Origin of the sequence: Pseudomonas sp. NPDC008258, assembly GCF_042956345.1 — a bacterium.
Classification (GTDB): domain Bacteria; phylum Pseudomonadota; class Gammaproteobacteria; order Pseudomonadales; family Pseudomonadaceae; genus Aquipseudomonas.
This window is the reverse complement of sequence record NZ_JBIBGE010000023.1, coordinates 81,698-104,832: the sequence shown is the minus strand read 5'-3', so window position 1 is coordinate 104,832 and position 23,135 is coordinate 81,698. Positions and strand designations below refer to the sequence as shown.

Genomic DNA, 23,135 nt, shown 5'->3' with positions numbered 1-23,135 from the left:
AGACTCAATAGCGAACAACAAAAACCCAATCAAGATGCACTTCACTAAAGAATGCGCGCAGCAGCCCTGTCAAGCCGTGTACAGTAACCCCACAACAACGCCCGCAAAGGAGCCCGGCCCATGACCGTGACGCTGTCCCCCCTGCAGATCGACTGCACATTCGATTCCGGCAACATTCAGGTGCTGGACGCCAGCAACCCGGCCCAGGTGCACCTGGCCATCCGCCCGGACACCCACAGCGGCCACTACCAGTGGTTCCACTTCAAGGTCAGCGGGCTGACCCCGGGCCAGGTCCATCGCTTCAGCCTCGACAACGCCTCGGGTTCCTCGTACAAGAGCGCCTGGAGCGGCTACAACGCCGTGGCCAGTTACGACCAGCAAACCTGGTTCCGCGTGCCCAGCCAGTTCGACGGCACGGCGCTGTCGTTCGAAGTAAAGGCTGAGCAGGAGCAGATCTGGTTCGCCTACTTCGAGCCCTACCCGCGCGCGCGCCACAACCAATTGATCGAACGTGCCCGCCACCTGCCAGGTGTCGAGCTGCTGGCCAGCGGCCGCAGCGTGCAGGGCCGCGACATTCCCCTGCTGCGTGCCGGTGACGGTGCCGATGGCAAGCGCAAGCTGTGGCTGATTGCCCAACAGCACCCGGGCGAGCACATGGCCGAATGGTTCATGGAAGGCGTGATCGACCGCTTGCAGGCCAACGATGCGGTGATCCAGGGCTTGCTGGCCAAGGCCGACCTGTACCTGATCCCCAACATGAACCCCGACGGCGCCTTCCTCGGCCACCTGCGTACCAATTTCAAGGGCAAAGACCTCAACCGCGCCTGGCAGGACGCCAGCGTCGAGCTGACTCCAGAAGTGTTCTTCGCCCAGGCGCAGATGAAGCAGTACGGGGTGGATGCGTTCATCGACGTGCATGGCGACGAAGAGATCCCCCACGTGTTTACCGCTGCCTGCGAGGGCAACCCGGGCTACACGCCGCGGCTGGCAAAGCTGGAGGATCAGTTCCGCAGCACCTTGTGCAGCCTGACCCGGGACTTCCAGACCGTGCATGGCTACACCCGCGATGAGCCCGGGCAGGCCAACACCACGCTGGCGTGCAATGCCGTGGGCATGGCCCATGACTGCCTGTCACTGACACTGGAAATGCCGTTCAAGGACCATGACGACGCGCCAGATGCCGTTACCGGTTGGTCGGGGGCGCGGTCGAAGGCACTGGCCGGGGCGGTGCTGGAAACATTGGCGAAGATGGTCGGGGATTTGCGCTAATAGGCAGACGGACGCTACACCCTGTGGGAGCGGGCGAGTCGATGCGTCGAACCGCCGCGAACACCGGCGCAGCCGGTGCCATGCACCGCGTTGGATTCTTCGCGGGCACGCCCGCTCCCACAGGGATTGCACCCGCTTTCAGGGTGCGACGGTGAAGGCTGTCAGAACTGCACATCCAGAATCACACTGTCAGAATAGGTCGCAGCCGGCGGCGTAGCCTGGTCGGTGTAGACTTTGGCGTTGTAGTTGAACACTTGGCTACCGGTGCCGGTTCCTGCACCAGGGTTCACATCCGCATCGGTACTGGCACGCCTTGCTGCCCCTGATGATCCCCAGCGTACCGCCCCTGCACTTTTGAAAATGTCATAAGCCAGGTAGTTGTTGGCCGACGACTTCATCCGCCGCCGTCCACCGGACACATTCTGCCCGTCATCCAGGCCCACCGTGTAGCTGCTGCCCTTGGTGCACGACACACTCAGGCTCTGGCTTACGGTGCCAAAGCCCGCCACGACCGGCGCGCTGCTGAAGTTGATGTTGGGGGTAGTGATCTGGCAATCGTTGGTCACCGTCAGGCTCACGCTCAAGGTCTGGCTGCCTGAACCGATGTCACGCCCCAGGCATAGCCCTAACGCACCAATACCCGAGCAGTAATTCCAGCTCCAGGCCACGGTCAGGTTCTCTCGATACACCCCAGCGGCAACGTTACTGCCTGTTATGGTTCGCATGTAGATCGGTACGGCCTTGGGCGTGGTGCCGCCGAGCAAGCCAAGCAAGTCGAGGATACCGTTGCGGGCAAAGTCGTAGGCCACGCCCCGGGTGATCGGGTAGCTGGTGCTGCTGTCGGCATACAGTGTGTAGGCAATGACATCGCCAGTCGGGCCGACCAACCCGCCTGAAGCAGGCGTGATCGTGGCGTAGAAATGGTCATTGCTACTGAGCAAGCTCAGCAGTGAACCTGTGCACTGCAAGCCCGAGTTAAGGCTTGACGCACTCTGGATGGTGTTACGCACCTGCGTCGAATTCAGGCTGCCAAATGCTGCCGGCGACGTTGCCACCGAAGAACATAGCGCCCACACCGAGCCCGCCGGCAGGCAAAGCATGCCCACCCACAGCCCCCGCAGCCAGGCATTCACCGGCACACCAATGGGCCAATCAAAGGCACCGTGCCCTGCGCTTCAGGCAGGTCGAATTCCACCTGGCAATGCCCGCCACCCTCAATGTCCACCTGCAAGCGGTTGTGCGGCGACAGGTTCTCCATGTACACCAGGCCATCCCAGCCCACCACGGCCTGGCTGCCACTTTGCTCGTGGGTAACGCGGCTGCCCAGCTTGAGCACCTGCTGGTTGCCGTCCACCAGTTCGACACTGGCCGCCATCACCCGCTTGAGCGGGAACTCCAGCAAGTAGCCGCTGCCCCGGCGTACTGCCACGCGCTGCTCCACCTGGGCGGCGAGGACATCTGGCGGCAGGTCCATGGGGTCGATTTCGTACTTGCCGCGGTAATAGCCGCTGCTGTAGGGCACCAGCAGGTGGCCGTTGGCGTCGGTGCGGCCGACCTCCTGGTTTTCGTAGCGCACCGGTACATCGGCGTAACCTGTGGTACTGACCACCACGAAGGCATCGTCAATACGGTTGGCGGCGAACACGCCGGCATCCATCCACACCAGCGAGCCACTGGCATCGGCCCACCGGGTCATCTCGCCGCTGCTGCCATACACCCCGGCCTGCAGCTGCACCGATTGCAGGCGCCAGGTGACGTCGGCCTGGCGGTAGGCATCGCGGTCACTGCCTGCGGCATAGCCCAGGTTGTAACCAACGCCGACGCCCGCTGGCACCGCACGGCTGTAGTTGACCCGTTGCAGGCTCTCGCCCTCCTTGCTGCGTTCCATGCCCAGCGCCAAGGTGCCATGCAGGTCGAACGGGATAACCACCTGAGCCTGCACAGCCCACTGGCTGTCACCCACTTCGCGGTTGGCCGACAGGTACACGCTGCTGCTGCCCCACAACGGCCTGCTGTAGCTCAGGTTGATCAACCGGGTGCGGGTGCCGTCACCGGCGCGCACGTCGAAGTAGCCGGCGCCGATGCTGCCGTACTCGTTCAGGTTCAGGCTGAGGGTGACCTGTTCACTGCTTTTGCTCAGCTGCATGTCCGGGGAATCGACACGGGTCAGGTCGGCATAGTCGCCGTGGCGTTGCAGGCGCTGGTAGCTGAAGCCGATGCGCTGGCTGTTGTACTGGTACCCCAGGGCTACCTGGTGCCCCTTCTCACCGTCGAAGCGGCTTTGCGCCAGCGCGGCGTTCAGCACGCCGTAGTTGCCCAGCCGCATGTTGCCGCCCAGGCCACCCAGCATCAGCGATTCGGAGGTTTCGGCGTGCGTTTCCAGGGTGAAGGTGTCGCTGACCCCGTAGCGCAGGCTGCCCGAAGCAACACCTGGGCCGTAGGCAAAATCGCGTACGGCGTAATCACGTCGCAGGCTACCTGCTGCCACCGAATAATCAGACAGGCCCTTTTGCAGCAGGCTGCTGGTAACGTAGAACGGCAATGTCGTCGACACCTGGCGGCCTAACGAATCGGTAGTGACTACCACCGCCTCGCCTGCACCATTGATGAACGGCACGTTGGTCAAGGTATAAGGGCCAGGCTGTAGCTCGGTGGTGCTGGACTTGTAGCCGTTGATGAACAGGTCCAGTGACGTCGGCACCGCCGCTTCGCCCGCGAACGCCGGCAACGGGTAAGTGACCAGGTCGGGACGCGCAGCGAAGTCACGCGACAGCTGCAGGCCGCCGACGCGCACCGAACTGCTCCAGGGCAAGGCGCCGGTCACGAAATCACCCGCTTCATAGGTCAGCAGGCGCTGCTCGTCGGTGAAGCGCCAGGTGGTGTCGTATCGCATGAAGCCTTGGCGCGTATCGTCCGCCTGAGCGCCATTGAACGACTGGCGCCATTGTCCAGTGCTGGAGAAGGTGCCCCAGTTGTCGAACAGGCGCAGCTCGTTCCAGGCGGCCAGGTAGGTGCCGCCGTCATCCGTGTCGTTCAGGTACAGGTCGTAGTTGAACAAGGCGCCGAAGCTGCTGCGGGCGTCACTGGCCGGGTACAGGTTGCGGTCGCCCACTTGCTGGTCAGGCAACCAGGCCGGCGGCACCTGCAACAGCAAGCGCTGGTTCTGGGTGTCGTAGTCGGTGTGCAACCCTGCAATGCTTTCCAGTGCCAGTTCACCCTTTGGGTTGCCCGGTAGCGCGATACCGGCCGCGCGCAGTACCTCGCTGTCCAGGTACAACTGCCCGGCCCGCTGCTGCACCGGTACCAGTTCAGCCCTGGGCATCTGGTTCACCAGCAGGTCGAGGTACAGGGTGGCATCGGAAATGGCTGAAAGATCTGTAGGCGGTGGGGGCAGGTCGTCGGCCAGCACCAGGCAGGGGCCGATCATAGCCAGCCCCAGGCACCAATGGCGGGTCTTCGCCTTCAGCCACTTCACACACGGTTTCCAACCATTGCCGGGTCCTCCCTGGCCCCTGCATTGCATTCAGTTGCTGGCTCATTGGCCTTGGCGGATAGCGTCCGCTGCGCCTTGGCCGTTGACCCTGCCCTTCAGCACGCTGGTACTTCCCGGCACCACCGGCGCCGGCCAACGCATGCTGGCACCTGGCAGCACATAGCCCAGCAGGCCCTCGGCCAGTGGCTTGCTCTGGCTGCCTTGCTGCACCACCACATCGGTCAGGCGCGCATGCACAGGCCCCGTGTTGCGCAGTTCAACGTAGGGTTTGCCCTGCACGGTCACCGGGCGCCAGCTGAGCTGCGGCTTGCCCACGCCCTCGGCATTGCGCTTGCCCTCGGGGTCGGCCTTGCCCCACAGGCCCTCGCCATACACGAACAAGGGCACCGAATAACGCATCTGCAGGCGGATGGCCGCAGTAGCGCCAGGCTCGGCCTTCTCCACCGGGATGGCGGGCGGGATCTCGTCGATGATGATGCGGTAGGCCTGCTCCTGGCCGGCTGGCGAGGAACCGGTGCGGGTCAGGCGAATGAGCTGCTTTTGCCCGGGGGCAATATTGGCCACCGGCGGGCTGCCGATGATTTCGCGCTGCGCCTGAAACTGCTCCTGGTAATCACCCTGGCGCCAGGCGAATACCCGTACCTGCAAGTTGGCCGGCGCGCTACCGCGGTTTTCCAGCCACAGGGCACCGGCCTTCTGATCGGCCTCCAGCACCGGGTCGATTGGCCAGATCAGCACCGAGGTCGCCGCCCCGGCCGGCAAGCTTGCCAGCCACAACAATCCGATCAATCCGTGCGCCCACTTCGCGCCTTCCCGCATGCAACTCTCCTTAGACACTTGTCGTTGGCAACGCTGGCGTTCACCAGGTCACCGTCACTTGCACCACATCGGTGTAGGTCCCTGCCGGCAGCGTGCCGGTCAGCTGGACCCGCCCGTACACCGGCAGCTTGATCGCCGTCGGGTCGGAATAACTCACGGCCACGCTGGTGCCTATTCCCAGGCTCTGGCTGTAGGCCGCATCCCGGTACAGCTGGTAGGCCAGCACTTGCGTGCCGCTCGTGCGCTTCAGGTTACGTGTGCCACTGGCGCTGTTCTGCCCGCCATCCACGCTCATGCTCATGGCCACGCCCGGCGTGCACTGGAACGTGACCGTGCTGCCGCCCAGCGAGGTGCTGAGGGTGCTGGTGGACAGCGCTGACTGCGTGCCATAGTCCAGCGTCCCGTAGCTGGTGACGCCCCCCACCACCAGGCAACCGGCAACGATTTGTGCCGTCACGGTGAAGGTACTGGTAGTCACCGCATTCAACGGTGTAGCCAGCAGCAAACCGGTGCCCGCAAGGCCCCACGTCAACCAGCGGCGCATGGTTCAGAACGACAGCTCGACTGCCACCGTGTCGGTGTATACCCCGGCAGGCAGGCCCGCCTTGCCCCGTGCCTGGCCGTACAGGTTGACGGTTTGGGCCACGCCGGTACTGGTCGGCAGGGTGATGGTGCCATCAATGGCCAGCAGCTGCGTGCGCCCGGCATCGGTGTAGAAATCGTAAGGCACGAAGTTACCCGCACCGTCTGCCAGTGCGCGCGTCCCACCCGACGACTGCCCGTCATGGGCGCCCGCACGCACCCGGATCGCCGGTACGGTGCCGGCCGAGCAGAGAATGCTCATGGCACCACCACCGCCGCCCAGCACCTGGCCGTTCACCGTCGTGAACAGGGCATCCTGGGTACCGAAGTTCAGGGCACCAAAGTTGAGCCCAGAGGTGCCTGAGCTGCCATTGACCTGGCACGCCGCAATCAGGGTCAACGTCGAGTTGATGGTCCCGGTCACCGTGGCGGCCTGAGCCTGGGAAGCCAGTGCCAGGCCAAGGCCTGCGAGCATGCAGCATGAAAGGGTCGTTCGCATCGGAGTCTCCTTGCGTGTCTACCAGTCCAGGGTCACTCTGAGGGTGTCGCGGTAAAGCCCGGCCGGCAGTGCGCGGGGTTGCGCCACTACCACACCGTAGATGGGAATCGGAATCTGCTGGGCGCTGTTGACGGTGAAGGCACGCGCCTGGCCGATGACATAGCGGCTGTTGCCACCGGGGTCGACCGCCAGCTGATAGGGGATAAGTTCGCGGCCATTGCTCAGGCGGCGTACACCGTCGTCGCCATTCAGGCCACCATTGATCCGCACGTTGAAGGCCCGTACTTCAGGCGTGCAACTGATCTGCAGGCTGCCCTCGCCGCTCGCCTCGTCAACCCGGCTGCGCAGCGGCTGGTCCCAGTTCGGGCCACGCTCGCCAAAGTCCAGCATGCCGGGGTTACCCAGTACCGCAGGTTGCGTATCGTTGCTGCTGATCTGGCAGGCTGCGCTGATCACCAGCCGCGCCTGGATGAAGCCGGTGGTGCTGCCATGCGCAGTACCACCGGGCACCAGTAGCGGGCCGAGGGTGAGCAACAGGATCGAAGTGCGGTTCATGGCATGGCGTCCTTGTGCATGGCAGCGTCCCTACCAGGTGACCGTGACTTTGAGCAGGTCGGCGTAAAGCCCTGCATTCGGTACCCAGGCCAGTTTGTCGATGCGTGCGAACAACGGCAGTTCGACCGAGCCGCTGCCTGGCACCCGCGCCGACTGGGCCACGCCCACCACCAGCGGCTCGCGCCAGGCCGCGTCGCGGTACAAGCGGTAAGGAATGGGCCGTGCCGTGCGGTCACTGCTGGCCAGGTAGCGCAGTTCGCCGACGCCACCATGCTGGCCGCCGTCGACGCGTACCTGGTAAGGGGTGTCGGGGTTGCACTCCAGGCGCGGCGGGCGCTGGTTCAGCAATACGCCACTGAGCGGTGCATCCGGGTTGTCCAGGCGCGCCGTCGCACCCAGGTCGATCTGCCCCAGGGCCTGGGCTCCCGCGTCGCGTGTCTGATTGACCAGCATGCAGCCACGCTGCACCAGTACCCGCACTTCCACGAGAAAATCCACTGCCACGGTACTGCCGCTGAACAACAGGCCCAACAGCACGGCCACCAAGCGCTCCGTCACCTTGTTATCCTTGTCGTTACTTCCTGAATTGAGCGTAGCAGCGAGGTAGCGCAACGGTGGTGGCATCAAGCCATTTTTTTGTATTAGCAATAAAGCGATAACGCCCCGTAAAAAAAGCCGGCACGGTGCAGAACCCCAGGCCGCACCTGTGCCTCCAATGGCCAAGAGCCGGTAAATGTGCTTGGTTTCTGTTAGGGTGAAGAAGTCTCATCCTGCGCCAGGCATATTGGCCATACATGGACGGACATGACAGGAGCGTTTTCATCGATGACTGCAGACAACACGCTGGCAGAAGCCATGGAACGCTGTGCGCGCGAACCGATCCACCTGCCGAGCAGTATCCAGCCCCACGGTTTTCTGCTGGTGCTGGACGCGGCCGAGCTTTGCGTGCTGCAGGCCAGCGAGAACGTCGAGCACTGGCTGGGCTTGCCGGCCCGGGAACTGATCGGGTGCAGTTTCGCCCACCTGGTCAGCGAGCACTTTGACCTGCGTACACAGCTCTCGCGGCTGCCCGAAGATGAAATCTTCCCCTTCCACATCGGTGACGTACGTTTGCGCCAAGGCGCGCCTTACAGCGCCCCGCTGCACCTGCTGGTGCACAGTCACGATGAGGTGCTGATTGCCGAATTCGAGCCCCCACGCTTGCCGCCAGACCTGGTCGGGCAAGGTGACTATTACCCGCTGGTGCGCAGTTTCGTCGGTGGCCTGCAACTGGCCAGCAGCCTTGAAGACCTGCTGCAACAGACGGTGTTGCAGCTAAAGCGCATCACCGGCTTTGGCCGGGTCAAGGCGTACCGTTTCGATGCCGAAGGCAACGGCCAGGTGCTGGCCGAGGTGGCCGACCCGGGCTACCCCAGCTACCTCGGCCTGTGCTTCCCGGCGGCAGACATCCCGCGCCAGGCGCGCGACCTGTACCGGGTCAACCGCATCCGCGTTATAGAGGATGCCAACTACCAGCCTTCGCCCCTGCTGCCAGCCACCAACCCGCGCACCGGCAAGGCACTGGACATGAGTTTCTCTGCGCTGCGCAGCGTGTCACCGGTGCACCTGCAATACATGCGCAACATGGGCACGCTGGCCTCGATGTCGCTGTCGATCGTGGTCGATGGCGAGCTGTGGGGGTTGGTGTCCTGCCATCACCAACAGCCGCGTGCGGTGGACCTGCGCACCCGCACGGCCTGCGAGCTGCTGGCCAGCGTGCTGTCGTTGCAGATCGAGTCTCGCGAGGCGCATGCCAGCACGCGCAAGCTGCTCGCGTTGCGCCAACACATTGTGCGCATGATCTCGTCCATGGCCGACCACGACAGCATCAGCGACGGCCTGCGCGACCTGCCTCACGTGTTGCTGGCTTTTGCCGGTGCCCAGGGCGCCGCGGTGATCTCGGCCGAACGCTGCGACCTGATCGGCAAGACCCCGCCTGAAGCCCAGGTAACCGCGCTGGTGCACTGGCTTGCCCAGCGCGCCGGGGACAGCGTGTTCCAAAGTGACAACCTGCGCCGCGACATTACCGACCTGCCCGAGCTGGCCGCCCATGCCGGCGGCGTGCTGGCCGTGGCCATCTCGCAGATCCATTCGCACTACTTGCTATGGTTCCGCCCCGAGCAAGTACGCACGGTGAACTGGGCTGGCCAACCGAGCAAGCAGGTGGGGCCACAGGGCAACCTCGACCCGCGGCACAGCTTCGAACGCTGGCAGGAAGAACTGCGCAACTACTGCGAGCCCTGGGACCCGCTGGTGATCGAGGGCGTGATGGAACTGCGCAGCGCAGTGCTTGGCATTGTCCTGCGCAAGGCCGAAGAGCTGGCGCAACTGGCGGGCGAGTTGCGCCGTTCGAACAAGGAACTTGAAGCGTTTTCCTACAGTGTGTCCCACGATCTGCGAGCCCCGCTGCGGCACATCGCCGGCTACACCGAACTGCTTGGCGAAATCGAAAGCCAGGGGCTGAGCGAGCGCGGCAAGCGCTACCTGCAGCATATCGGGGAGGCCGCGCACTTCGCCGGCAGCCTGGTCGACAACCTGCTCAACTTCTCGCAGATGGGCCGTTCGGCGTTGCGCCTGTCGGATGTCGACCTCAATGCACTGGTCGATGCCATTCGCAGCGAACTGGCGCCGGATTACGAGGGGCGCGCAATCGTTTGGGACATCGCGGCACTGCCCAAGGTGATCGGCGACCCGGCATTCATCAACATGGCCTTGCACAACCTGATCGCCAATGCCATCAAGTACACCCGTGGCCGCAACCCGGCACACATCGGCATCAGCGCCGCGCAGCACCCAGGCGAAACCGAAATCTGCATCCGCGACAACGGTGTGGGCTTCGACATGGCCTATGCCAACAAACTGTTCGGCGTGTTCCAGCGCCTGCACCGCATGGAGGACTTCGAGGGCACCGGGATTGGCCTGGCGAGCGTACGCCGCATCATCGAGCGCCATGACGGCCGGGTCTGGGCCACGGGTCAGATCGACCAGGGCGCCAGTTTCCACTTCACCCTTCCGCGCCACCCCGCGACCACCTGAGGTACCGCTATCACCATGCTCAAACCCATCCTGCTGGTCGAAGACAACCCAAGGGACCTGGAGCTGACGCTGCTGGCCCTGGAGCGCAGCCAGTTGGCCAACGAAGTCATCGTGCTACGTGATGGTGCCGATGCGCTGGACTACCTGCTGCGCCGCAATGCCTACGCCGAACGCGACGACGGCAACCCCGCCGTCTTGCTGCTGGACCTGAAGCTGCCCAAGGTCGACGGCCTGGAAGTGCTCAAGGCCGTACGCGCCACCGCCGAACTGCGCAGCATCCCCACGGTGATGCTGACCTCCTCGCGCGAAGAGCCCGACCTGCTGCGCGCCTATGAACTGGGGGTCAACGCCTACGTGGTAAAACCGGTGGAGTTCAAGGAATTCGTCGCCGCCATTTCCGACCTCGGGGTATTCTGGGCAGTGCTGAACGAACCCCCACCCGGCTCACTGCGGCTGAACCGTCGCGGTAGCAACTGAGGCCGCCGCGACGATGCAGCAAACGCCGCTGAAACTACTGATGGTCGAAGACAGCTCGATGGACGCCGAGCTGACCCTGATGCGCCTGGAACGTAGCGGGCTGCTCGTGCATTCGCAACTGGTGTTCGACCATGTTGGCGTCGAGCATGCCCTGCGCGAGGCCCGTTACGACCTGGTCCTGTGCGACTGCGTGCTGCCTGGCTCGTCCGGCACCGAGGTACTGGCCATTGCCCAGCGCCTGGCGCCAGACACGCCGTTCATCTTCCTGTCCGGCATTTACGGCGAAGAGCACGCGGTGGAGATGATCCGCCTGGGCGCCACCGACTATGTATTGAAGAAGAACCTCCCGCTGCTGCCCAAGGCCGTGCGCCGGGCGCTGACCGAGGTGCAGGAGCGCCAGCGCCGGCGCCGCGCCGAAGAGGCCCTGGCAGACGTTGAAGCGCGTGCGCGCATTGCCATCGATGCCGCCGGCATGGGCACCTGGGACTTGCGCCCGCAAGAAGGCCTGCTGCTGTGGGACGACCGCTGCAAGACCCTGTTCGGCCTGCCCACCAGCACCGAGATGAACCTTGACGTGTTCTACGCTGGCATCTACCCCGACGACCGCCCATTGGTGCGCCAGGCGGTGGAACACGCCATGCGCCCGGAAAGCGGCGGCCACTACCGGGTCGAATTCCGCATCGCCCAACCCAACGGGCTGGAGCCGCGCTGGTTGCTCAGCAGCGGCCAGTGCCAGTTCGTCGGCGACCAGTGCGTGCGCTTTTCCGGCGTGCTGCAGGACATCCACACACAGCGCCTGGCCACCCAGGCGCTGCGCCAGCTCAACGAGATGCTCGGTGAGCGTGTAGAGCGCCGCACCCGCGAACGCGACCGCGCCTGGGAGCTGTCGCAGGACTTGCTGGCCGTGCTGAACAAGGACCTGACCCCGGTCGCACTCAACCCCGCCTGGGAAGCCAGCCTGGGCTTTTCGCGCGAACGCCTGAGCCAGTCGTCCCTGCTGCACCTGCTGCCCGAGACCGATCAGGAACTGCTCCTCACCGAACTGGCCGCCCTCGCCCATGGCCGCACCAGTGCCCGCTTCGTCGGGCGCATCCTGCATGCCGGTGGCCAGCAGCGCTGGCTGTCGTGGATTGTGGTGCCGGAAGACACCCTGCTGTACGTGGTAGCACGGGACATTACCAGTGAACGCGAATCCGCCCTGGGCCTGGCCGAAGCCAACACCCGCCTGCGCGAGCAGATCAACGAGCGCGAACGCATCGAGGCTGCACTGCAACAGATGCAACGGCTGGAAGCAGTCGGCCAGCTCACGGCCGGCGTGGCCCACGACTTCAACAACCTGCTCACGGTAATCCTCACGGGCGCCAGCTTTCTGGAGCGCGACCTGGCCAAGGCCGACCTGGACAAGGCCCGCACGCGCCTCACGCACATTCGCGAAGCCGGCGAGCGCGGCGCCAAGCTTACCTCGCAGCTGCTGGCGTTCTCCCGCCGCCAGCGCCTGGAGCCGGTGCCGCTCAACCTCAACCAGACCTTGGCCGGCCTGGAAGAGCTGCTACGCCGCACCCTGGGTGGCAACGTCTCGGTGCGCCTGGACCTGGACCAGGCCCTGTGGCAGGCACTGACCGACCCCACCCAGACCGAGATGATCATCCTCAACCTGGCCATCAATGCCCGCGATGCCATGCCCGAAGGTGGCCAGCTGACCCTGACCACCCGCAACACCCGCATCGACGCCCACCCGCAACGCCCGGAAGACCCGGACCCGGGCGAGTACGTGATGCTGAGCATCTGCGATACCGGCTGCGGCATGAGCGAGGACGTACTGGCCAAGGTGTTCGAGCCGTTCTTTACCACCAAGGACATCGGCAAAGGTTCGGGGCTGGGCCTGGCCCAGGTGTTCGGCTTCGCCAAGCAGTCTGGCGGCGGAGTGCGTATCGACACCACGCCAGGCCTGGGCACGCAGGTGGCGGTGTACCTGCCGGCAGTCAAGGACCAGGCGGTCAGCGAACCGGTGGCACCGCTACGCAACCAGGCTATCAGCGACAGCGGCCACAACCGCACCGTGCTGCTGGTGGATGATGACCATCTGGTGCGCGACATGCTGGGTGACGTGTTGCGCCAGTACGGCTACCAGGTGCGCCAGGCGCACAGCGGCGAACAGGGCCTGGCCTTGCTGGACGAGCAGATCGACCTGCTGCTCACCGACTTCGCCATGCCCGAGTTCAATGGCGCGCAACTGGCGCTGGCAGCCCGTGAACGCTTCCCACACTTGCCGGTGGTGTTCCTGACGGGCTATGCGGATTTGCAGGGGCTTGAGCTACCGGGCAGCGTGGTGATCCAGAAGCCGGTGCAGGCGGATGAGCTGGCGAGGGTGCTGAATGAGATGCTGGGAGTCTCCGGATAACCCGGAACAGCGCAATTAAAACCACAGAAACGACAAAACCCAGTGCTTCTAAGCACTGGGTTAAATACGTTGCAACTTGAAAAATGGCAGGGGCGGCTGGATTCGAACCAACGCATGGCAGGATCAAAACCTGCTGCCTTACCGCTTGGCGACGCCCCTGTATCGGATGCAGCATTTGCTGCCCTGACAATTCCAACTGAGTGACAACTGGGTTGTTGTCTTGGAATGCGCGGCACTTTAACAACAAAGTTTCGATCTGTGAACCCCCTGATGAAAAAAAATTGCCATAAAACAGCGAGTTAGTCATTTTCACCTGCGCGGGTGGCTGACCTATCGCGTGAAGCGATCATTGCCGGTCACTTTCTGTATTAGTCAAAATGGCCGCCCTCGGGCAAGCTGCACGCTGCCCCGTCATCCCCCAAGGAGCTTTGCTTTTGTCTGCCTGGATCCCTGCCCCACTGCGCCAGCTTGGCCAGCGCCTGCGCGGCGCTGCCGCCAGCCAGAGCGAACTGCTCGACTGGTTCGAGGACAAAGCCCGCAGCCGGGGCTACCAGCTGAGTGACGGCCAGCAACGGGTGATCCACTGCATGGCCGACCAGCTGGCGCAGCTGGAACAAGGGCAGCCGCGCAGCCTGTACCTGTATGGTTCGGTGGGCCGTGGAAAAAGCTGGCTGCTGGACGGCTTTTTCCAGGCGGTGCCGGTCGAGGCCAAGCGACGCCTGCACTTTCATGACTTTTTTGCCCGCCTGCACCAAGGCATGCACCGCCACCGGGCGCTGGACGATGCGCTAGGCGCGACGCTCAACGAGCTGGTGGGCGATTGCCGGGTGCTGTGCTTCGACGAATTCCACGTGCATGACATTGGCGATGCCATGCTGCTCACCCGCCTGTTCAGCGCCCTGTTCGCACGCGGGGTGTTCCTGCTGGTGACCTCCAACTATGCACCCGAAGGGTTGCTGCCCAACCCGCTGTACCACGAGCGCTTCCTGCCGGTGATCCGGCTGATCAACAGCTCGATGGAAGTGCTGGAGGTGGGCGGCGATACGGATTTTCGCAGCCTGCCGGCCAACCGCGAGCATCAGCGGTTTACCCAGGGCCACTATGTATGGCCGGGCAATGCCGAACAGCGCCGGGCGCTGAACGTACCTGTCGAACAGCCGGTGATGCTGGAAGTGAACAAGCGCCCGCTGCGCGCACTGGCCGTCGATGGCCGGCGCGTGGTGCTTGGCTTTGACGATTTGTGCGAGAAGGCCACGGCGGTGATCGACTACCTGGTGCTGGCCCAGGCCTACGATGAATGGATTATCGACGGGCTGGATGATTTGGCGGAGTGTTCGCTGGCGGCACAACAACGCTTCGTCAACCTGGTGGATGTGCTGTATGACCAGGACCGGCAGGTGACGGTGATCGGCATAAGGCCGCTGGAACAGAGCCTGGACGGGCCACTTGCCGACCTGATGCGAACCCGCAGCAGGTTGGGGCAATTGCATCAGATAGCCCCATAGAACTGCACTGCCTGAACCGGCCTCTTCGCGGGCTCGCCCGCTCCCACAGGTACGGCGCAGGTTTCAGGGCCTGTGGTGTACCTGTGGGAGCGGGCATGCCCGCGAAGAGGCCAGTAAAGTCAAAACATCACCCGGCCCGGGGCAAATCCGCCAACACCGCCTCGATCTCCCCTAGCACCGCCGGGTCATCCAAGGTCGAAGGCGGCACATAGTCCTGGCCATCGGCAATCTTGCGCAGCACTGCCCGCAAAATCTTCCCCGAGCGCGTCTTGGGCAGCCGCTTCACCAACCGCACCCGGTTGAAACAGGCCAGCGGGCCAATCGCCTCGCGCACGCTGCCCACCAGGTCCACCAGCAATTGCGCCTCGGCAATGCCCTCGCCGTCCTTGAGCACAACAAGCGCCAAGGGTACCTGCCCCTTGATTTCATCGTGGACACCAATCACCGCACACTCGGCCACTGCCGGGTGGCAGGCCACCAGGTCCTCCATTTCGCCTGTAGACAGCCGGTGACCGGACACGTTGATCACGTCATCCGTGCGCCCCATGATGTAGACGAAACCTTCATCGTCCAGAAAACCGCCGTCGCCCGTGTGGTAATACCCGGGGTAGGTGCGCAGGTATGCCTGCAAGTAACGTTCGTGGTCGCCCCACAAGGTCTGGCTGCACCCGGGCGGCAATGGCAAGGCAATCACGATCGAGCCCTGTTGGTTGGGGCCCAGCAAGTGCCCCTCATCATCCACCACACGTACGTGATAGCCCGGTACCGCACGGTTGCTGGAGCCCGGCTTTGCCGCACTCCCTTCCAGCCCTACACAAGGCGCGGTGACCGGCCAGCCGGTCTCGGTCTGCCACCAGTGGTCGTGTACCGGCTTGCCACTGACCCGCTCCAGCCACTCATGGGTGCTCGAATCAAGCTTCTCTCCCGCCAGGAACAGCTGACGCAGCGAGCTGAGGTCGTGCTTGCGAATCAGCTCGCCCTCCGGGTCTTCCTTGCGAATGGCACGCATGGCGGTGGGCGCACAGAACAGCGCATTGACCTTGTATTGCTCCACCACCCGCCAGTAGGCCGAGGCGTCCGGGGTGCGGATCGGCTTGCCCTCGTAGAACACCGTGGTGCAGCCGCTCATCAGCGGCCCATAAACGATCAGCGAATGGCCAACTACCCACCCCACATCGGAAATGCCCCACCACACATCGCCCGCCTGCATGCCGTAGATATGGCGCATCGCATAGCACAGCGCCACGGCATTGCCGCCGTTTTCCCGAACGATGCCCTTGGGTTTGCCGGTAGTACCCGAGGTGTACATGATGTACAGCGGGTCGCCGGCATCCAGCTCGACCGGGGCCACCGGCTCTGCGCCGGCCAGTGCAGCCTGCCAGTCCAGGTCGCGACCCTGCTGCAGTTCAGCCTGCGCCTGTGGGCGTTGCAGCACCAGTACATTGCGTGGCTGATGCCGGGCCAGCTGCAGGGCGCGGTCGACCAGCGGCTTGTAGGCAATTACCTTGTCGAATTCCAACCCACAGGATGCTGTCAGCAGCAGCGTGGGCCGGGCGTCATCGATGCGCAGGGCCAGCTCGTTGGCGGCAAAGCCGCCGAACACCACTGAATGCACCGCGCCAATCCGGGCGCAGGCCAGCATGGCCATGGCCGCTTGCGGCACCATGGGCATGTAGATGATCACGCCATCGCCCTTTTTCACCCCTAGCTGGCGCAACAAACCGGCCAGGCGCGCCACTTCGTCGCGCAACTGGTTGTAGGTGTAGGCCTGCTGCACGCCGGTGACTGGCGAATCGTAGATCAGCGCCAACTGTTCGCCCCGGCCCTGCCCGATCTGGTGATCGAGGGCCAGGTAGCAACTGTTCAGGCGGCCATCGGCGAACCAGCGGTGGGTACCGTCGGCGTTGCCTTGCAGGGTGTGGGCAGGCTTGCGGTGCCAGGCCAGGTGCGCGGCCTGTTCCGCCCAGAAAGCGGCAGGGTCGGAAATGGAATGGGCGTAGCTGTGCTGGTAGCTCATATCGAAGGGAACCCGGTACTTGTTGTTATTGAAGGGCGAAACCTGAGTATGGACCGCTACACCCGCGCCGCCATGGGACTAAAGTCACAACCGACCTGCAAATTTGCAGACAACGCAAAAGCGCCCCATAACGGTGCAAAGCCTCTAGAATAGCCCACCCCTTCAGCCACCGAGCAACCCATGGATATCGAACAGGCCCGAACCTTTCTGGAAATCGTGCGTTGCGGCAGCCTGGTCGCTGCTGCCGAACGCCTGTTCGTGTCACAAACAGCCATTACCGCCCGGGTGCAGCGCCTGGAGCAGCAACTGGGCTGCCAGCTGTTCGTGCGCAGCCGCAATGGTGCCAGCCTGACCAGCGATGGCGAGGCATTCGTCAGTTATGCCAACCAGCTGGTGCAAACCTGGGAAGCGGCGCGGCGCGACCTGCCGCTACCCGAGGGCTGCCAGCAGGTGCTGCATGTGGGGGGTGAAGTAAGCCTGGGCAACCCGATGCTGCTCGACTGGGTCACTGCCCTGCACCGTGAGCTGCCCAGCCACGCCATCCGCAGCGAGGTGAGCGACGGCGAGTCGCTGCTGCGCAAGGTGGATATGGGCTTGCTGGACGCTGCGCTGGTGTACCAGCCGACCTACGGCCCGGGGCTGCAGGTGGAACAGTTGATGGAAGAAAAGCTGATCCGCGTGCGCCGGGTCTTGCAGCCAGAGCCGTACATCTACATCGACTGGGGCGAGGCCTTCCGCCGCCAGCACGATGCCGCCCTGCCCGACTGCGCACGTGCGGCACTCAGCTTCAACCTGGGCCCGCTGGCGTTGCAGTTCATCCTCGACCAGGGCGGCAGTGGCTACTTCCGCACGCGGGTGGTGCAGGCCTACCTGGACAGCGGCCTGTTCGAGCGGGTGCCGCAGGCGCCGGAGTTTACCTACCCCACTTACCTGGTGTACCCGCGCAAGCGCGACAGCGAAGCCCTGCAACAGGCTTTCGCTATCTTGCGCCGGCTGGTGGCTGCCGGCGCCAGCGACTGGTCACAACGCTGGGACCCGCTTATCTGAAGTGTCGGCCCTGTTGAGCATTTGACGCTTGAGGCCGGCGATCAGGTCAGTCTGGGTGATAACCCCCACCAGCTGGCCGTCATCGAGTACCGGCAGGCAATGCAGGCCTTGTTCGCACAGCAACGGCAGCAGGCGCTCCAGCGGGTGCTGGCTACTGACACTGACTACCCGCTGGCTCATTACCTGCTCCATGCGCACTGCCTTGCGGCCGAACAGCCCGCGCCAGCTGAAACGGCCACGCTGCATGGCCGGGCCGACCAGGTCACTGAGGCTGACGATGCCCACCAGCTTGCCGTGGCGCAACACTGGCAGGGTTTTCAGGTGGTGGCTGGCGAGCATTTTCCAGGCCTGCTCCAGCGTGGTATCGGGGGTGGCAAACTGCACATCGCGGGACATCACCGAGGCTGCGGTAATACCGCCCAGGCTACGTTGCAGGGCATGCTGCTCGGTGGCCAGGATGATGCGTTCCAGTTCGTCACGGGTCACGTCGACGAACTCGCCCAGCTCTTCCAGCGCCTGGTCCAGGTCTTCACTGCGGATGCCCACCCGCTCGCCGGGCAACGGGTCATGGGTGTGGTGCAGGTCTTTGCGCGGGACCGCGCCTTTCGGGTAACGCACCCCCGTCAGGCGGTTGTAGACAACCGCCACCGCCACCAGGATCAACGCATTGAGCAATACCGGCTCCAACAAGTGGTCGCCCAGCGCGGTCAGCCCCGAGTCGGCCAGCACAGCACTCACCGCTACCCCGCCACCCGGCGGGTGCAAGCAGCGCAGCAGGCACATCACCAGCAGCGAGATGCCCAAGGCGGCGGCGGCTACCCACAGCTCGGGGCCAAAGCCTTCGCGCATGGCCAGGCCGACCGCGCCGGCCAGGGCATAGCTGCCCAGCACCGGCCAGGGTTGGGCCAAGGGGCCGGAATGCACGGCGAACACCAGCACGGCCGATGCGGCCAACGGGCCCAGCAGGTGCAGGGCGATGCCGGGGCCATAGGCCAGGCTGGTCAGCCAACCGGCAAGGAAAAGGCCGAGCAACGCACCGATACCGGCACGCAGCCATTCTTTTGGGGGGATATTAAGGGGCGCCGGCAACAGCCGCTGCAGACGACTTTCGGAACGCGAGGCAGACATTTAAGTAATCGGGATCTGTAGTTTTTCTGATTAAAAAGAAAGCCCAGCCGAGGTGGCCTGGGCCTCGTATTGCGCGTGCAATACCACAAGGGGCTCCTTCCGTGGAGAGATGGAAACCGCAGGGTTTCGTGGGGGGATTTTGCCGGGTGGGAGGAGATTGGGCTAATTCAAAAAACTGCGGCTGTACTGCAATTTTTTTGCAGTACTGATATTTCTCGAACGCGCCGCTGGTCCTGTGGGAGCGGGCATGCCCGCGAATCAGGCGACGCGTTGGATGGCACCGGCTGCGCCGGTGTTCGCGGGCAAGCCCGCTCCCACAGGGATCGCGGTACCGGCACTAACGAGCCTTGCGCGGCAGGTCGATGTTTACGCGCAGCCCGCCCAAAGGGCTTTCCAGCAGCGCCAGCTGCCCGCCCCATGCCTCGACGATATCGCGCACAATGCCCAGCCCCAGACCATGCCCGTGCACCTGCTCGTCCAGCCGCGAACCGCGCTCCAGCACCTGCTGGCGCTGGCTCTCGGGGATGCCTGGGCCATCGTCATCGACCCACAGCTGGTAGCCCTCTGCATTCGGCGCGATGCTCAGCCGCACCTCGCTGTCAGCCCACTTGCAGGCGTTGTCCAGCAAGTTGCCCAGCAGCTCAAGGAAGTCCTCGCGATCCCACGGCAGCAGCAGACCGGGGGGTACGTCCCTGGCCAGCAGCAAGCCCTCTCCATGAATCATACCCAGGGTGCTCAGCAGCCCCGGCAGCTCGGCGTCACAGTCAAATTGCGCACCGGGCAACGCATCCCCCGCCAGCCGCGCACGGTTCAGCTCACGCGCCAACCGCTGCTGAATCTGCTCCAGTTGCTCGCGCATCTGCGCACGCACCTCGGGCAGATCTTTCAGGCGTTCACTGGACGCCAGGCTAAGCAGCACCGCCAAGGGCGTCTTCAACGCATGCCCCAGGTTGCCCAAGGCATTGCGCGAACGGCGCAGGCTGTCTTCGGTGTGGCTCAGCAAGTGGTTGATCTGCCCCACCAATGGCGCCAGCTCGCTGGGCACCTCGGCATCCAGCTGCGAACGCTGGCCCTGCTGCAACTGGGCGATCTGCTGGCGTGCCCGCTCCAGTGGCCGCAATGAGCGCGTCACGGTAATGCGCTGAAGCACCAGCACCAGGATCAGCGCCACCAGCCCCATGCCCAGGCCGATCTGCTGCATGCGCCTGAAACCCTCGCGCACCGGCGAGTAGTCCTGCGCCACGCTGATGGAGATGTCCTGGCCCAGGCGCCGATAGTCGGCACGCAGGGCCAGCAGTTGCTGCCCTTCCGGGCCTAGCTCGTGGCTATCGGACAGCCCGGGCGTGGCGGGCTTGGGCATATCCAGGTCCCACAGCGAACGTGAGCGCCAGGTGCCCTGGTCGAAATCGATGCGAAAGTAATAACCGGAAAACGGCCGCTGATAGGCCGCCGAAATGCGCCGCTCATCCAGCTGCAGGCCGGATGGCCCGCGCACCAGGGCCACCAGCAGGTTCTCGCTTTCCTTGCGCAGGCCGTTTTCCAGGTAGCGTTGCAGGCCGGCCTCGAATAGCCACAAGGTCAGTTGCGCCAGCACCACGCCGACCACCACCAGCACCGCCACCAGCCCAAGACTCAGGCGTGCCTGAATCGACTTCACGCGGTGCTCCCCGCGTAAATGTAGCCTTGCCCGCGCCGGGTTTCGATCACACTGCGGCCCAGCTTGCGTCGCAGGTGGTTGACGTGTACTTCCAGCACATTGGAATCGCGCTCGGTTTCACCGTCGTAAAGGTGCTCGGCCAGGTGGCTCTTGGAAAGGATCTGCTGCGGATGCAGCATGAAGTAGCGCAGCAGGCGGAACTCGGCGGCGGTCAGCTGGATGTCCACGCCATCACGGCTCACGCACTGGCGGCTTTCATCCAGGTGCAGGCCGGCAGCCTCCAGTGTTGGCTGGTTGGCCAGGCCGCGCGCACGGCGCAGCAGCGACTGGATACGCAGTTGCAACTCTTCCGGGTGGAACGGTTTGCTCAGGTAATCATCGGCCCCGGCCTTGAGCCCTTCGATACGCTCGGCCCACGAACCGCGGGCGGTAAGGATCAGCACCGGAGCGGCCAGCCCGGCGGCACGCCACTGGGCGAGCACATCCAGGCCCGGCAAGCCTGGCAGGCCAAGGTCGAGGATGATCAGGTCGTAGGGTTCGCTCTGGCCCTGGTAAACCGCGTCACGGCCATCGGCCAGCCAGTCCACGGCATAGCCTTGGCGCTGCAGGCCGGCGGTCAGTTCATCGGCCAACGGTACATTGTCCTCGACAAGCAACAGGCGCATTCAGTCGTCTTCCTCGTCTTTGAGCAGGGCACCGGTGCTGGCATCGAGCTTGATCTCGCGCACCACACCTTCCGCCGTCAGCAGTTCGACTTCATATTCGTAGCGATCGTCGTCTTCTTCCAGCTCGGCCTCCAGCAAACGCGCCCCGGGGTAACGCCCCAGGGCGGTTTCCAGCAATTGCTCGAGCGGCAGGATGACGCCCTTCTGGCGCAGCTTCAGGGCTTCGTCCTGATCAAGGTCGCGGGCAGCGGCAAGGGAGCATACGGCCAGCAGCGCCAGCGCGAGGTAGCGCGCTGGCCGCGGTAAGTGGATCATCAATGGTCCTGTTTGTCTTTCAGCACTTCACCGGTCTTGGCGTCCAGGTCCACGTCCCATTCGACGTTCTGCGCATCGCGCAACTCGACCTTGAGGATGTAGCGCCCGTACTCGTTCTCCAGCTCCGAGTCGGTGATGGTCGAGCCCGGGTGCTTGGCCTTGGCGACGTCCGCCAGCTTTTGCAGGGACTGCACGGTGCCGGCTTTTTCCAGCGCGCTGATTTCGTGGGCCGGGACATCGGCCAGGGCTACATTGGCGCCCAGGGCGAGGGCAGCGGCGGTGAACAGGGCAGTCAAGGTTTTCATCGTTCTTCTCTCCTGAGAACTGTGCAAGTTGGGTACGGGATCAAGACTAACCACCGGTCCTTAATTCAACCTGAAAACAGCTGGCGCCATGATAGCGCATGCGCGGTGGCACTCGATCTGATAGGCGCTGAAGATGTTGCGACGAGCTGGTAGACTGCGCGCATTATTGATTCACATAGAGTTATGACAGCGTGGAAATCTTCAAGGAATTCACATTCGAATCGGCCCACCGCCTGCCCCACGTTCCCGAAGGGCACAAATGCGGCCGCCTGCATGGTCACTCGTTCAAGGTCGGCCTGCACCTGACCGGCCCGCTGGACCCGCACACTGGCTGGATCCGCGACTTCGCCGAGGTCAAGGCGATCTTCAAGCCGATCTACGAGCAGCTGGACCACAACTACCTGAACGACATCCCTGGCCTGGAAAACCCCACCAGCGAAGTGATCGCCAAATGGATCTGGGAACAGGTCAAGCCGCTGATGCCAGAGTTGTCGAAAGTACGCATCCACGAAACCTGCACCAGCGGATGTGAATACACCGGCGACTGATTCACCCGGCTCACTGCCCCTGCGTGCTGCCCATGGCATCGCGCAGGAAGCTGGGGGCGATGTAGCGCTGGTAATGGGCTTCTGAAAGCAGAAAGAACTCGCGGTCGATGGCATCGCGCAATTGCGGCAGTTCCCAGCCGCGAAACTCTGGCAGCAACACCATGCCGTAGGCCTCCAGGTCACGGATCATCCGCGCCCCGCGGGCAATCAGCTGGTACGCCCAGCAATATTCCGACTGCTGCTCGACAAAGCGGATGGAACGCTGCTCCAGCTGCTGGCGCAGCAGGCTTTTGTCGAACACCTCCAGCTTGGCCATCATCACCTGCACCAGCAACTGCTCCAGACGCAGCCACACGGCGCGTTTCTGGTCGTCGTCGTACCCGTTCCAGTTGATCACTTCGTGGTGAAACCGCTTGCAGCCACGGCAAACCGTGTCTCCGTACACCGTGGAGCACAGGCCGACGCAAGGGGTCTTGATGGACTTGTTGGACATGAAAAACAACAGCTTGGCGGTGGAACACCGGCCCATGTTAGCCCTTTGTCTAACCAGGGTCACTCGTTAAAGTCATCTTCTGCGCCTTACCTTCGCGCTTTTTTTGCCGTAGAATCAATGCGCCTTTTCAAGGCAACAATGTCCGTTGGAAGCTGTTTTCAAAGCGTCACGAGCACAGTTAATCCGGTAGAACGGCGTTGGCCCGGGCCATGCATCCCTCGCATGCCCGTGCCAGCCCTCATCAGCTCCCCGTTCTGCAGGCGTAAAACTTTGAAAGCAGCTTCT

At 63.8% G+C, this 23,135-nt stretch carries 21 protein-coding genes and 1 tRNA gene; 7 read left to right on the top strand and 15 right to left on the bottom strand.

Features of this window, described 5'->3' with window-relative positions; translation table 11 throughout:
- Positions 1-120 precede the first annotated feature (120 nt).
- Positions 121-1,269, top strand: a complete 1,149-nt coding sequence (locus tag ACFY9W_RS19110) for a M14-type cytosolic carboxypeptidase (protein WP_391133065.1) — start codon at positions 121-123, stop codon at positions 1,267-1,269.
- A 161-nt stretch (positions 1,270-1,430) separates the two neighbouring features.
- Here the strand turns inward: ACFY9W_RS19110 and ACFY9W_RS19105 are convergent, their stop codons facing one another.
- The 7 genes from ACFY9W_RS19105 to ACFY9W_RS19075 all read right to left on the bottom strand — a co-directional run bounded on the left by ACFY9W_RS19105 (position 1,431) and on the right by ACFY9W_RS19075 (position 7,775).
- A complete protein-coding gene (locus ACFY9W_RS19105; RefSeq protein ID WP_391133062.1) occupies positions 1,431-2,402 on the bottom strand; it encodes a spore coat protein U domain-containing protein in 972 nt (323 codons plus the stop codon).
- Complete coding sequence (locus ACFY9W_RS19100; protein ID WP_391133059.1) at positions 2,399-4,696, bottom strand: fimbria/pilus outer membrane usher protein; 2,298 nt, start codon at positions 4,694-4,696, stop codon at positions 2,399-2,401. Before ACFY9W_RS19100 ends, ACFY9W_RS19105 begins: the two co-directional genes overlap by 4 nt.
- A gap of 108 nt (positions 4,697-4,804) precedes the next feature.
- On the bottom strand, positions 4,805-5,581 hold the full coding sequence (locus ACFY9W_RS19095) for a fimbria/pilus periplasmic chaperone (protein WP_391133056.1): 777 nt from the start codon (positions 5,579-5,581) through the stop codon (positions 4,805-4,807).
- 40 nt (positions 5,582-5,621) lie between these two features.
- Positions 5,622-6,125 (bottom strand): spore coat protein U domain-containing protein, encoded by a 504-nt coding sequence (locus tag ACFY9W_RS19090; RefSeq protein ID WP_391133053.1) that lies wholly within the window; start codon positions 6,123-6,125, stop codon positions 5,622-5,624.
- A 3-nt stretch (positions 6,126-6,128) separates the two neighbouring features.
- The gene (locus ACFY9W_RS19085; protein WP_391133050.1) at positions 6,129-6,662 is read right to left on the bottom strand and encodes a spore coat protein U domain-containing protein; all 534 of its coding nucleotides are present in this window, start codon (positions 6,660-6,662) and stop codon (positions 6,129-6,131) included.
- An 18-nt stretch (positions 6,663-6,680) separates the two neighbouring features.
- Positions 6,681-7,217: a spore coat protein U domain-containing protein gene (locus tag ACFY9W_RS19080; protein WP_391133047.1), complete on the bottom strand. Its 537-nt coding sequence runs from the start codon at positions 7,215-7,217 to the stop codon at positions 6,681-6,683.
- A 30-nt stretch (positions 7,218-7,247) separates the two neighbouring features.
- The gene (locus ACFY9W_RS19075) at positions 7,248-7,775 is read right to left on the bottom strand and encodes a spore coat protein U domain-containing protein (protein ID WP_391133044.1); all 528 of its coding nucleotides are present in this window, start codon (positions 7,773-7,775) and stop codon (positions 7,248-7,250) included.
- Between the two features lie 267 nt (positions 7,776-8,042).
- Here ACFY9W_RS19075 and ACFY9W_RS19070 point away from each other — a divergent pair, with 267 nt between their 5' ends.
- From ACFY9W_RS19070 to ACFY9W_RS19060, 3 genes are read left to right on the top strand one after another with little or no spacing between them, the layout of a single operon-like run.
- Entirely contained in the window at positions 8,043-10,292 is a 2,250-nt protein-coding gene (locus ACFY9W_RS19070) for an ATP-binding protein (protein ID WP_391133041.1), read from the top strand.
- 15 nt (positions 10,293-10,307) lie between these two features.
- Positions 10,308-10,769: a response regulator gene (locus ACFY9W_RS19065; protein ID WP_012271611.1), complete on the top strand. Its 462-nt coding sequence runs from the start codon at positions 10,308-10,310 to the stop codon at positions 10,767-10,769.
- Positions 10,770-10,782: 13 nt separating this feature from the next.
- Positions 10,783-13,170 (top strand): response regulator, encoded by a 2,388-nt coding sequence (locus ACFY9W_RS19060; protein WP_391133037.1) that lies wholly within the window; start codon positions 10,783-10,785, stop codon positions 13,168-13,170.
- An 84-nt stretch (positions 13,171-13,254) separates the two neighbouring features.
- On the opposite strand, the gene ACFY9W_RS19055 is transcribed toward ACFY9W_RS19060, so the two are convergent.
- A tRNA-Gln gene (locus ACFY9W_RS19055) sits at positions 13,255-13,329 on the bottom strand.
- A 275-nt stretch (positions 13,330-13,604) separates the two neighbouring features.
- On the opposite strand from ACFY9W_RS19055, the gene zapE reads away from it, so the two are divergent.
- A complete protein-coding gene (gene zapE / locus ACFY9W_RS19050) occupies positions 13,605-14,675 on the top strand; it encodes a cell division protein ZapE (protein ID WP_391133034.1) in 1,071 nt (356 codons plus the stop codon).
- Positions 14,676-14,802: 127 nt separating this feature from the next.
- Here the strand turns inward: zapE and ACFY9W_RS19045 are convergent, their stop codons facing one another.
- Positions 14,803-16,692 (bottom strand): AMP-binding protein, encoded by a 1,890-nt coding sequence (locus ACFY9W_RS19045; RefSeq protein ID WP_391133031.1) that lies wholly within the window; start codon positions 16,690-16,692, stop codon positions 14,803-14,805.
- A 180-nt stretch (positions 16,693-16,872) separates the two neighbouring features.
- Between ACFY9W_RS19045 and ACFY9W_RS19040 the strand changes: the two genes are divergently transcribed.
- Positions 16,873-17,739: a LysR family transcriptional regulator gene (locus tag ACFY9W_RS19040; protein ID WP_391133028.1), complete on the top strand. Its 867-nt coding sequence runs from the start codon at positions 16,873-16,875 to the stop codon at positions 17,737-17,739.
- Here ACFY9W_RS19040 and ACFY9W_RS19035 read toward each other — a convergent pair.
- The 5 genes from ACFY9W_RS19035 to ACFY9W_RS19015 all read right to left on the bottom strand — a co-directional run bounded on the left by ACFY9W_RS19035 (position 17,713) and on the right by ACFY9W_RS19015 (position 21,809).
- Positions 17,713-18,867, bottom strand: coding sequence for an HPP family protein (locus ACFY9W_RS19035; RefSeq protein ID WP_391133025.1), 1,155 nt, complete (start codon positions 18,865-18,867; stop codon positions 17,713-17,715). The genes ACFY9W_RS19040 and ACFY9W_RS19035 overlap by 27 nt on opposite strands.
- Before the next feature lie 337 nt (positions 18,868-19,204).
- Complete coding sequence (locus ACFY9W_RS19030) at positions 19,205-20,524, bottom strand: ATP-binding protein (protein ID WP_391133022.1); 1,320 nt, start codon at positions 20,522-20,524, stop codon at positions 19,205-19,207.
- Positions 20,521-21,189, bottom strand: coding sequence for a response regulator (locus ACFY9W_RS19025; protein ID WP_391133019.1), 669 nt, complete (start codon positions 21,187-21,189; stop codon positions 20,521-20,523). Before ACFY9W_RS19025 ends, ACFY9W_RS19030 begins: the two co-directional genes overlap by 4 nt.
- Positions 21,190-21,504, bottom strand: a complete 315-nt coding sequence (locus ACFY9W_RS19020) for a PepSY domain-containing protein (protein WP_016485921.1) — start codon at positions 21,502-21,504, stop codon at positions 21,190-21,192.
- Positions 21,504-21,809 carry a PepSY domain-containing protein gene (locus ACFY9W_RS19015; RefSeq protein ID WP_391133016.1) on the bottom strand — a complete coding sequence of 102 codons (306 nt, stop codon included), beginning with the start codon at positions 21,807-21,809 and terminating at the stop codon, positions 21,504-21,506. Before ACFY9W_RS19015 ends, ACFY9W_RS19020 begins: the two co-directional genes overlap by 1 nt.
- Positions 21,810-22,000: 191 nt before the next feature.
- Here ACFY9W_RS19015 and queD point away from each other — a divergent pair, with 191 nt between their 5' ends.
- Positions 22,001-22,357, top strand: coding sequence for a 6-carboxytetrahydropterin synthase QueD (gene queD, locus ACFY9W_RS19010; RefSeq protein WP_043202104.1), 357 nt, complete (start codon positions 22,001-22,003; stop codon positions 22,355-22,357).
- A 10-nt stretch (positions 22,358-22,367) separates the two neighbouring features.
- Here the strand turns inward: queD and ACFY9W_RS19005 are convergent, their stop codons facing one another.
- A complete protein-coding gene (locus ACFY9W_RS19005) occupies positions 22,368-22,850 on the bottom strand; it encodes a DUF1289 domain-containing protein (RefSeq protein ID WP_391133011.1) in 483 nt (160 codons plus the stop codon).
- Positions 22,851-23,135: the final 285 nt, after the last annotated feature.

Coding starts and splice junctions, on each gene's coding strand:
- ACFY9W_RS19020 (WP_016485921.1), bottom strand. CDS start 21,504: ATGATCCACTTACCGCGGCCAGCGCGCTACCTCGCGCTGGCGCTGCTG.
- ACFY9W_RS19070 (WP_391133041.1), top strand. CDS start 8,043: ATGACTGCAGACAACACGCTGGCAGAAGCCATGGAACGCTGTGCGCGC.
- ACFY9W_RS19080 (WP_391133047.1), bottom strand. CDS start 7,217: ATGAACCGCACTTCGATCCTGTTGCTCACCCTCGGCCCGCTACTGGTG.
- ACFY9W_RS19085 (WP_391133050.1), bottom strand. CDS start 6,662: ATGCGAACGACCCTTTCATGCTGCATGCTCGCAGGCCTTGGCCTGGCA.
- ACFY9W_RS19090 (WP_391133053.1), bottom strand. CDS start 6,125: ATGCGCCGCTGGTTGACGTGGGGCCTTGCGGGCACCGGTTTGCTGCTG.
- ACFY9W_RS19005 (WP_391133011.1), bottom strand. CDS start 22,850: ATGTCCAACAAGTCCATCAAGACCCCTTGCGTCGGCCTGTGCTCCACG.
- ACFY9W_RS19045 (WP_391133031.1), bottom strand. CDS start 16,692: ATGAGCTACCAGCACAGCTACGCCCATTCCATTTCCGACCCTGCCGCT.
- ACFY9W_RS19110 (WP_391133065.1), top strand. CDS start 121: ATGACCGTGACGCTGTCCCCCCTGCAGATCGACTGCACATTCGATTCC.
- ACFY9W_RS19040 (WP_391133028.1), top strand. CDS start 16,873: ATGGATATCGAACAGGCCCGAACCTTTCTGGAAATCGTGCGTTGCGGC.
- ACFY9W_RS19035 (WP_391133025.1), bottom strand. CDS start 18,867: ATGTCTGCCTCGCGTTCCGAAAGTCGTCTGCAGCGGCTGTTGCCGGCG.
- ACFY9W_RS19025 (WP_391133019.1), bottom strand. CDS start 21,189: ATGCGCCTGTTGCTTGTCGAGGACAATGTACCGTTGGCCGATGAACTG.
- ACFY9W_RS19065 (WP_012271611.1), top strand. CDS start 10,308: ATGCTCAAACCCATCCTGCTGGTCGAAGACAACCCAAGGGACCTGGAG.
- ACFY9W_RS19100 (WP_391133059.1), bottom strand. CDS start 4,696: ATGATCGGCCCCTGCCTGGTGCTGGCCGACGACCTGCCCCCACCGCCT.
- ACFY9W_RS19015 (WP_391133016.1), bottom strand. CDS start 21,809: ATGAAAACCTTGACTGCCCTGTTCACCGCCGCTGCCCTCGCCCTGGGC.
- ACFY9W_RS19095 (WP_391133056.1), bottom strand. CDS start 5,581: ATGCGGGAAGGCGCGAAGTGGGCGCACGGATTGATCGGATTGTTGTGG.
- ACFY9W_RS19060 (WP_391133037.1), top strand. CDS start 10,783: ATGCAGCAAACGCCGCTGAAACTACTGATGGTCGAAGACAGCTCGATG.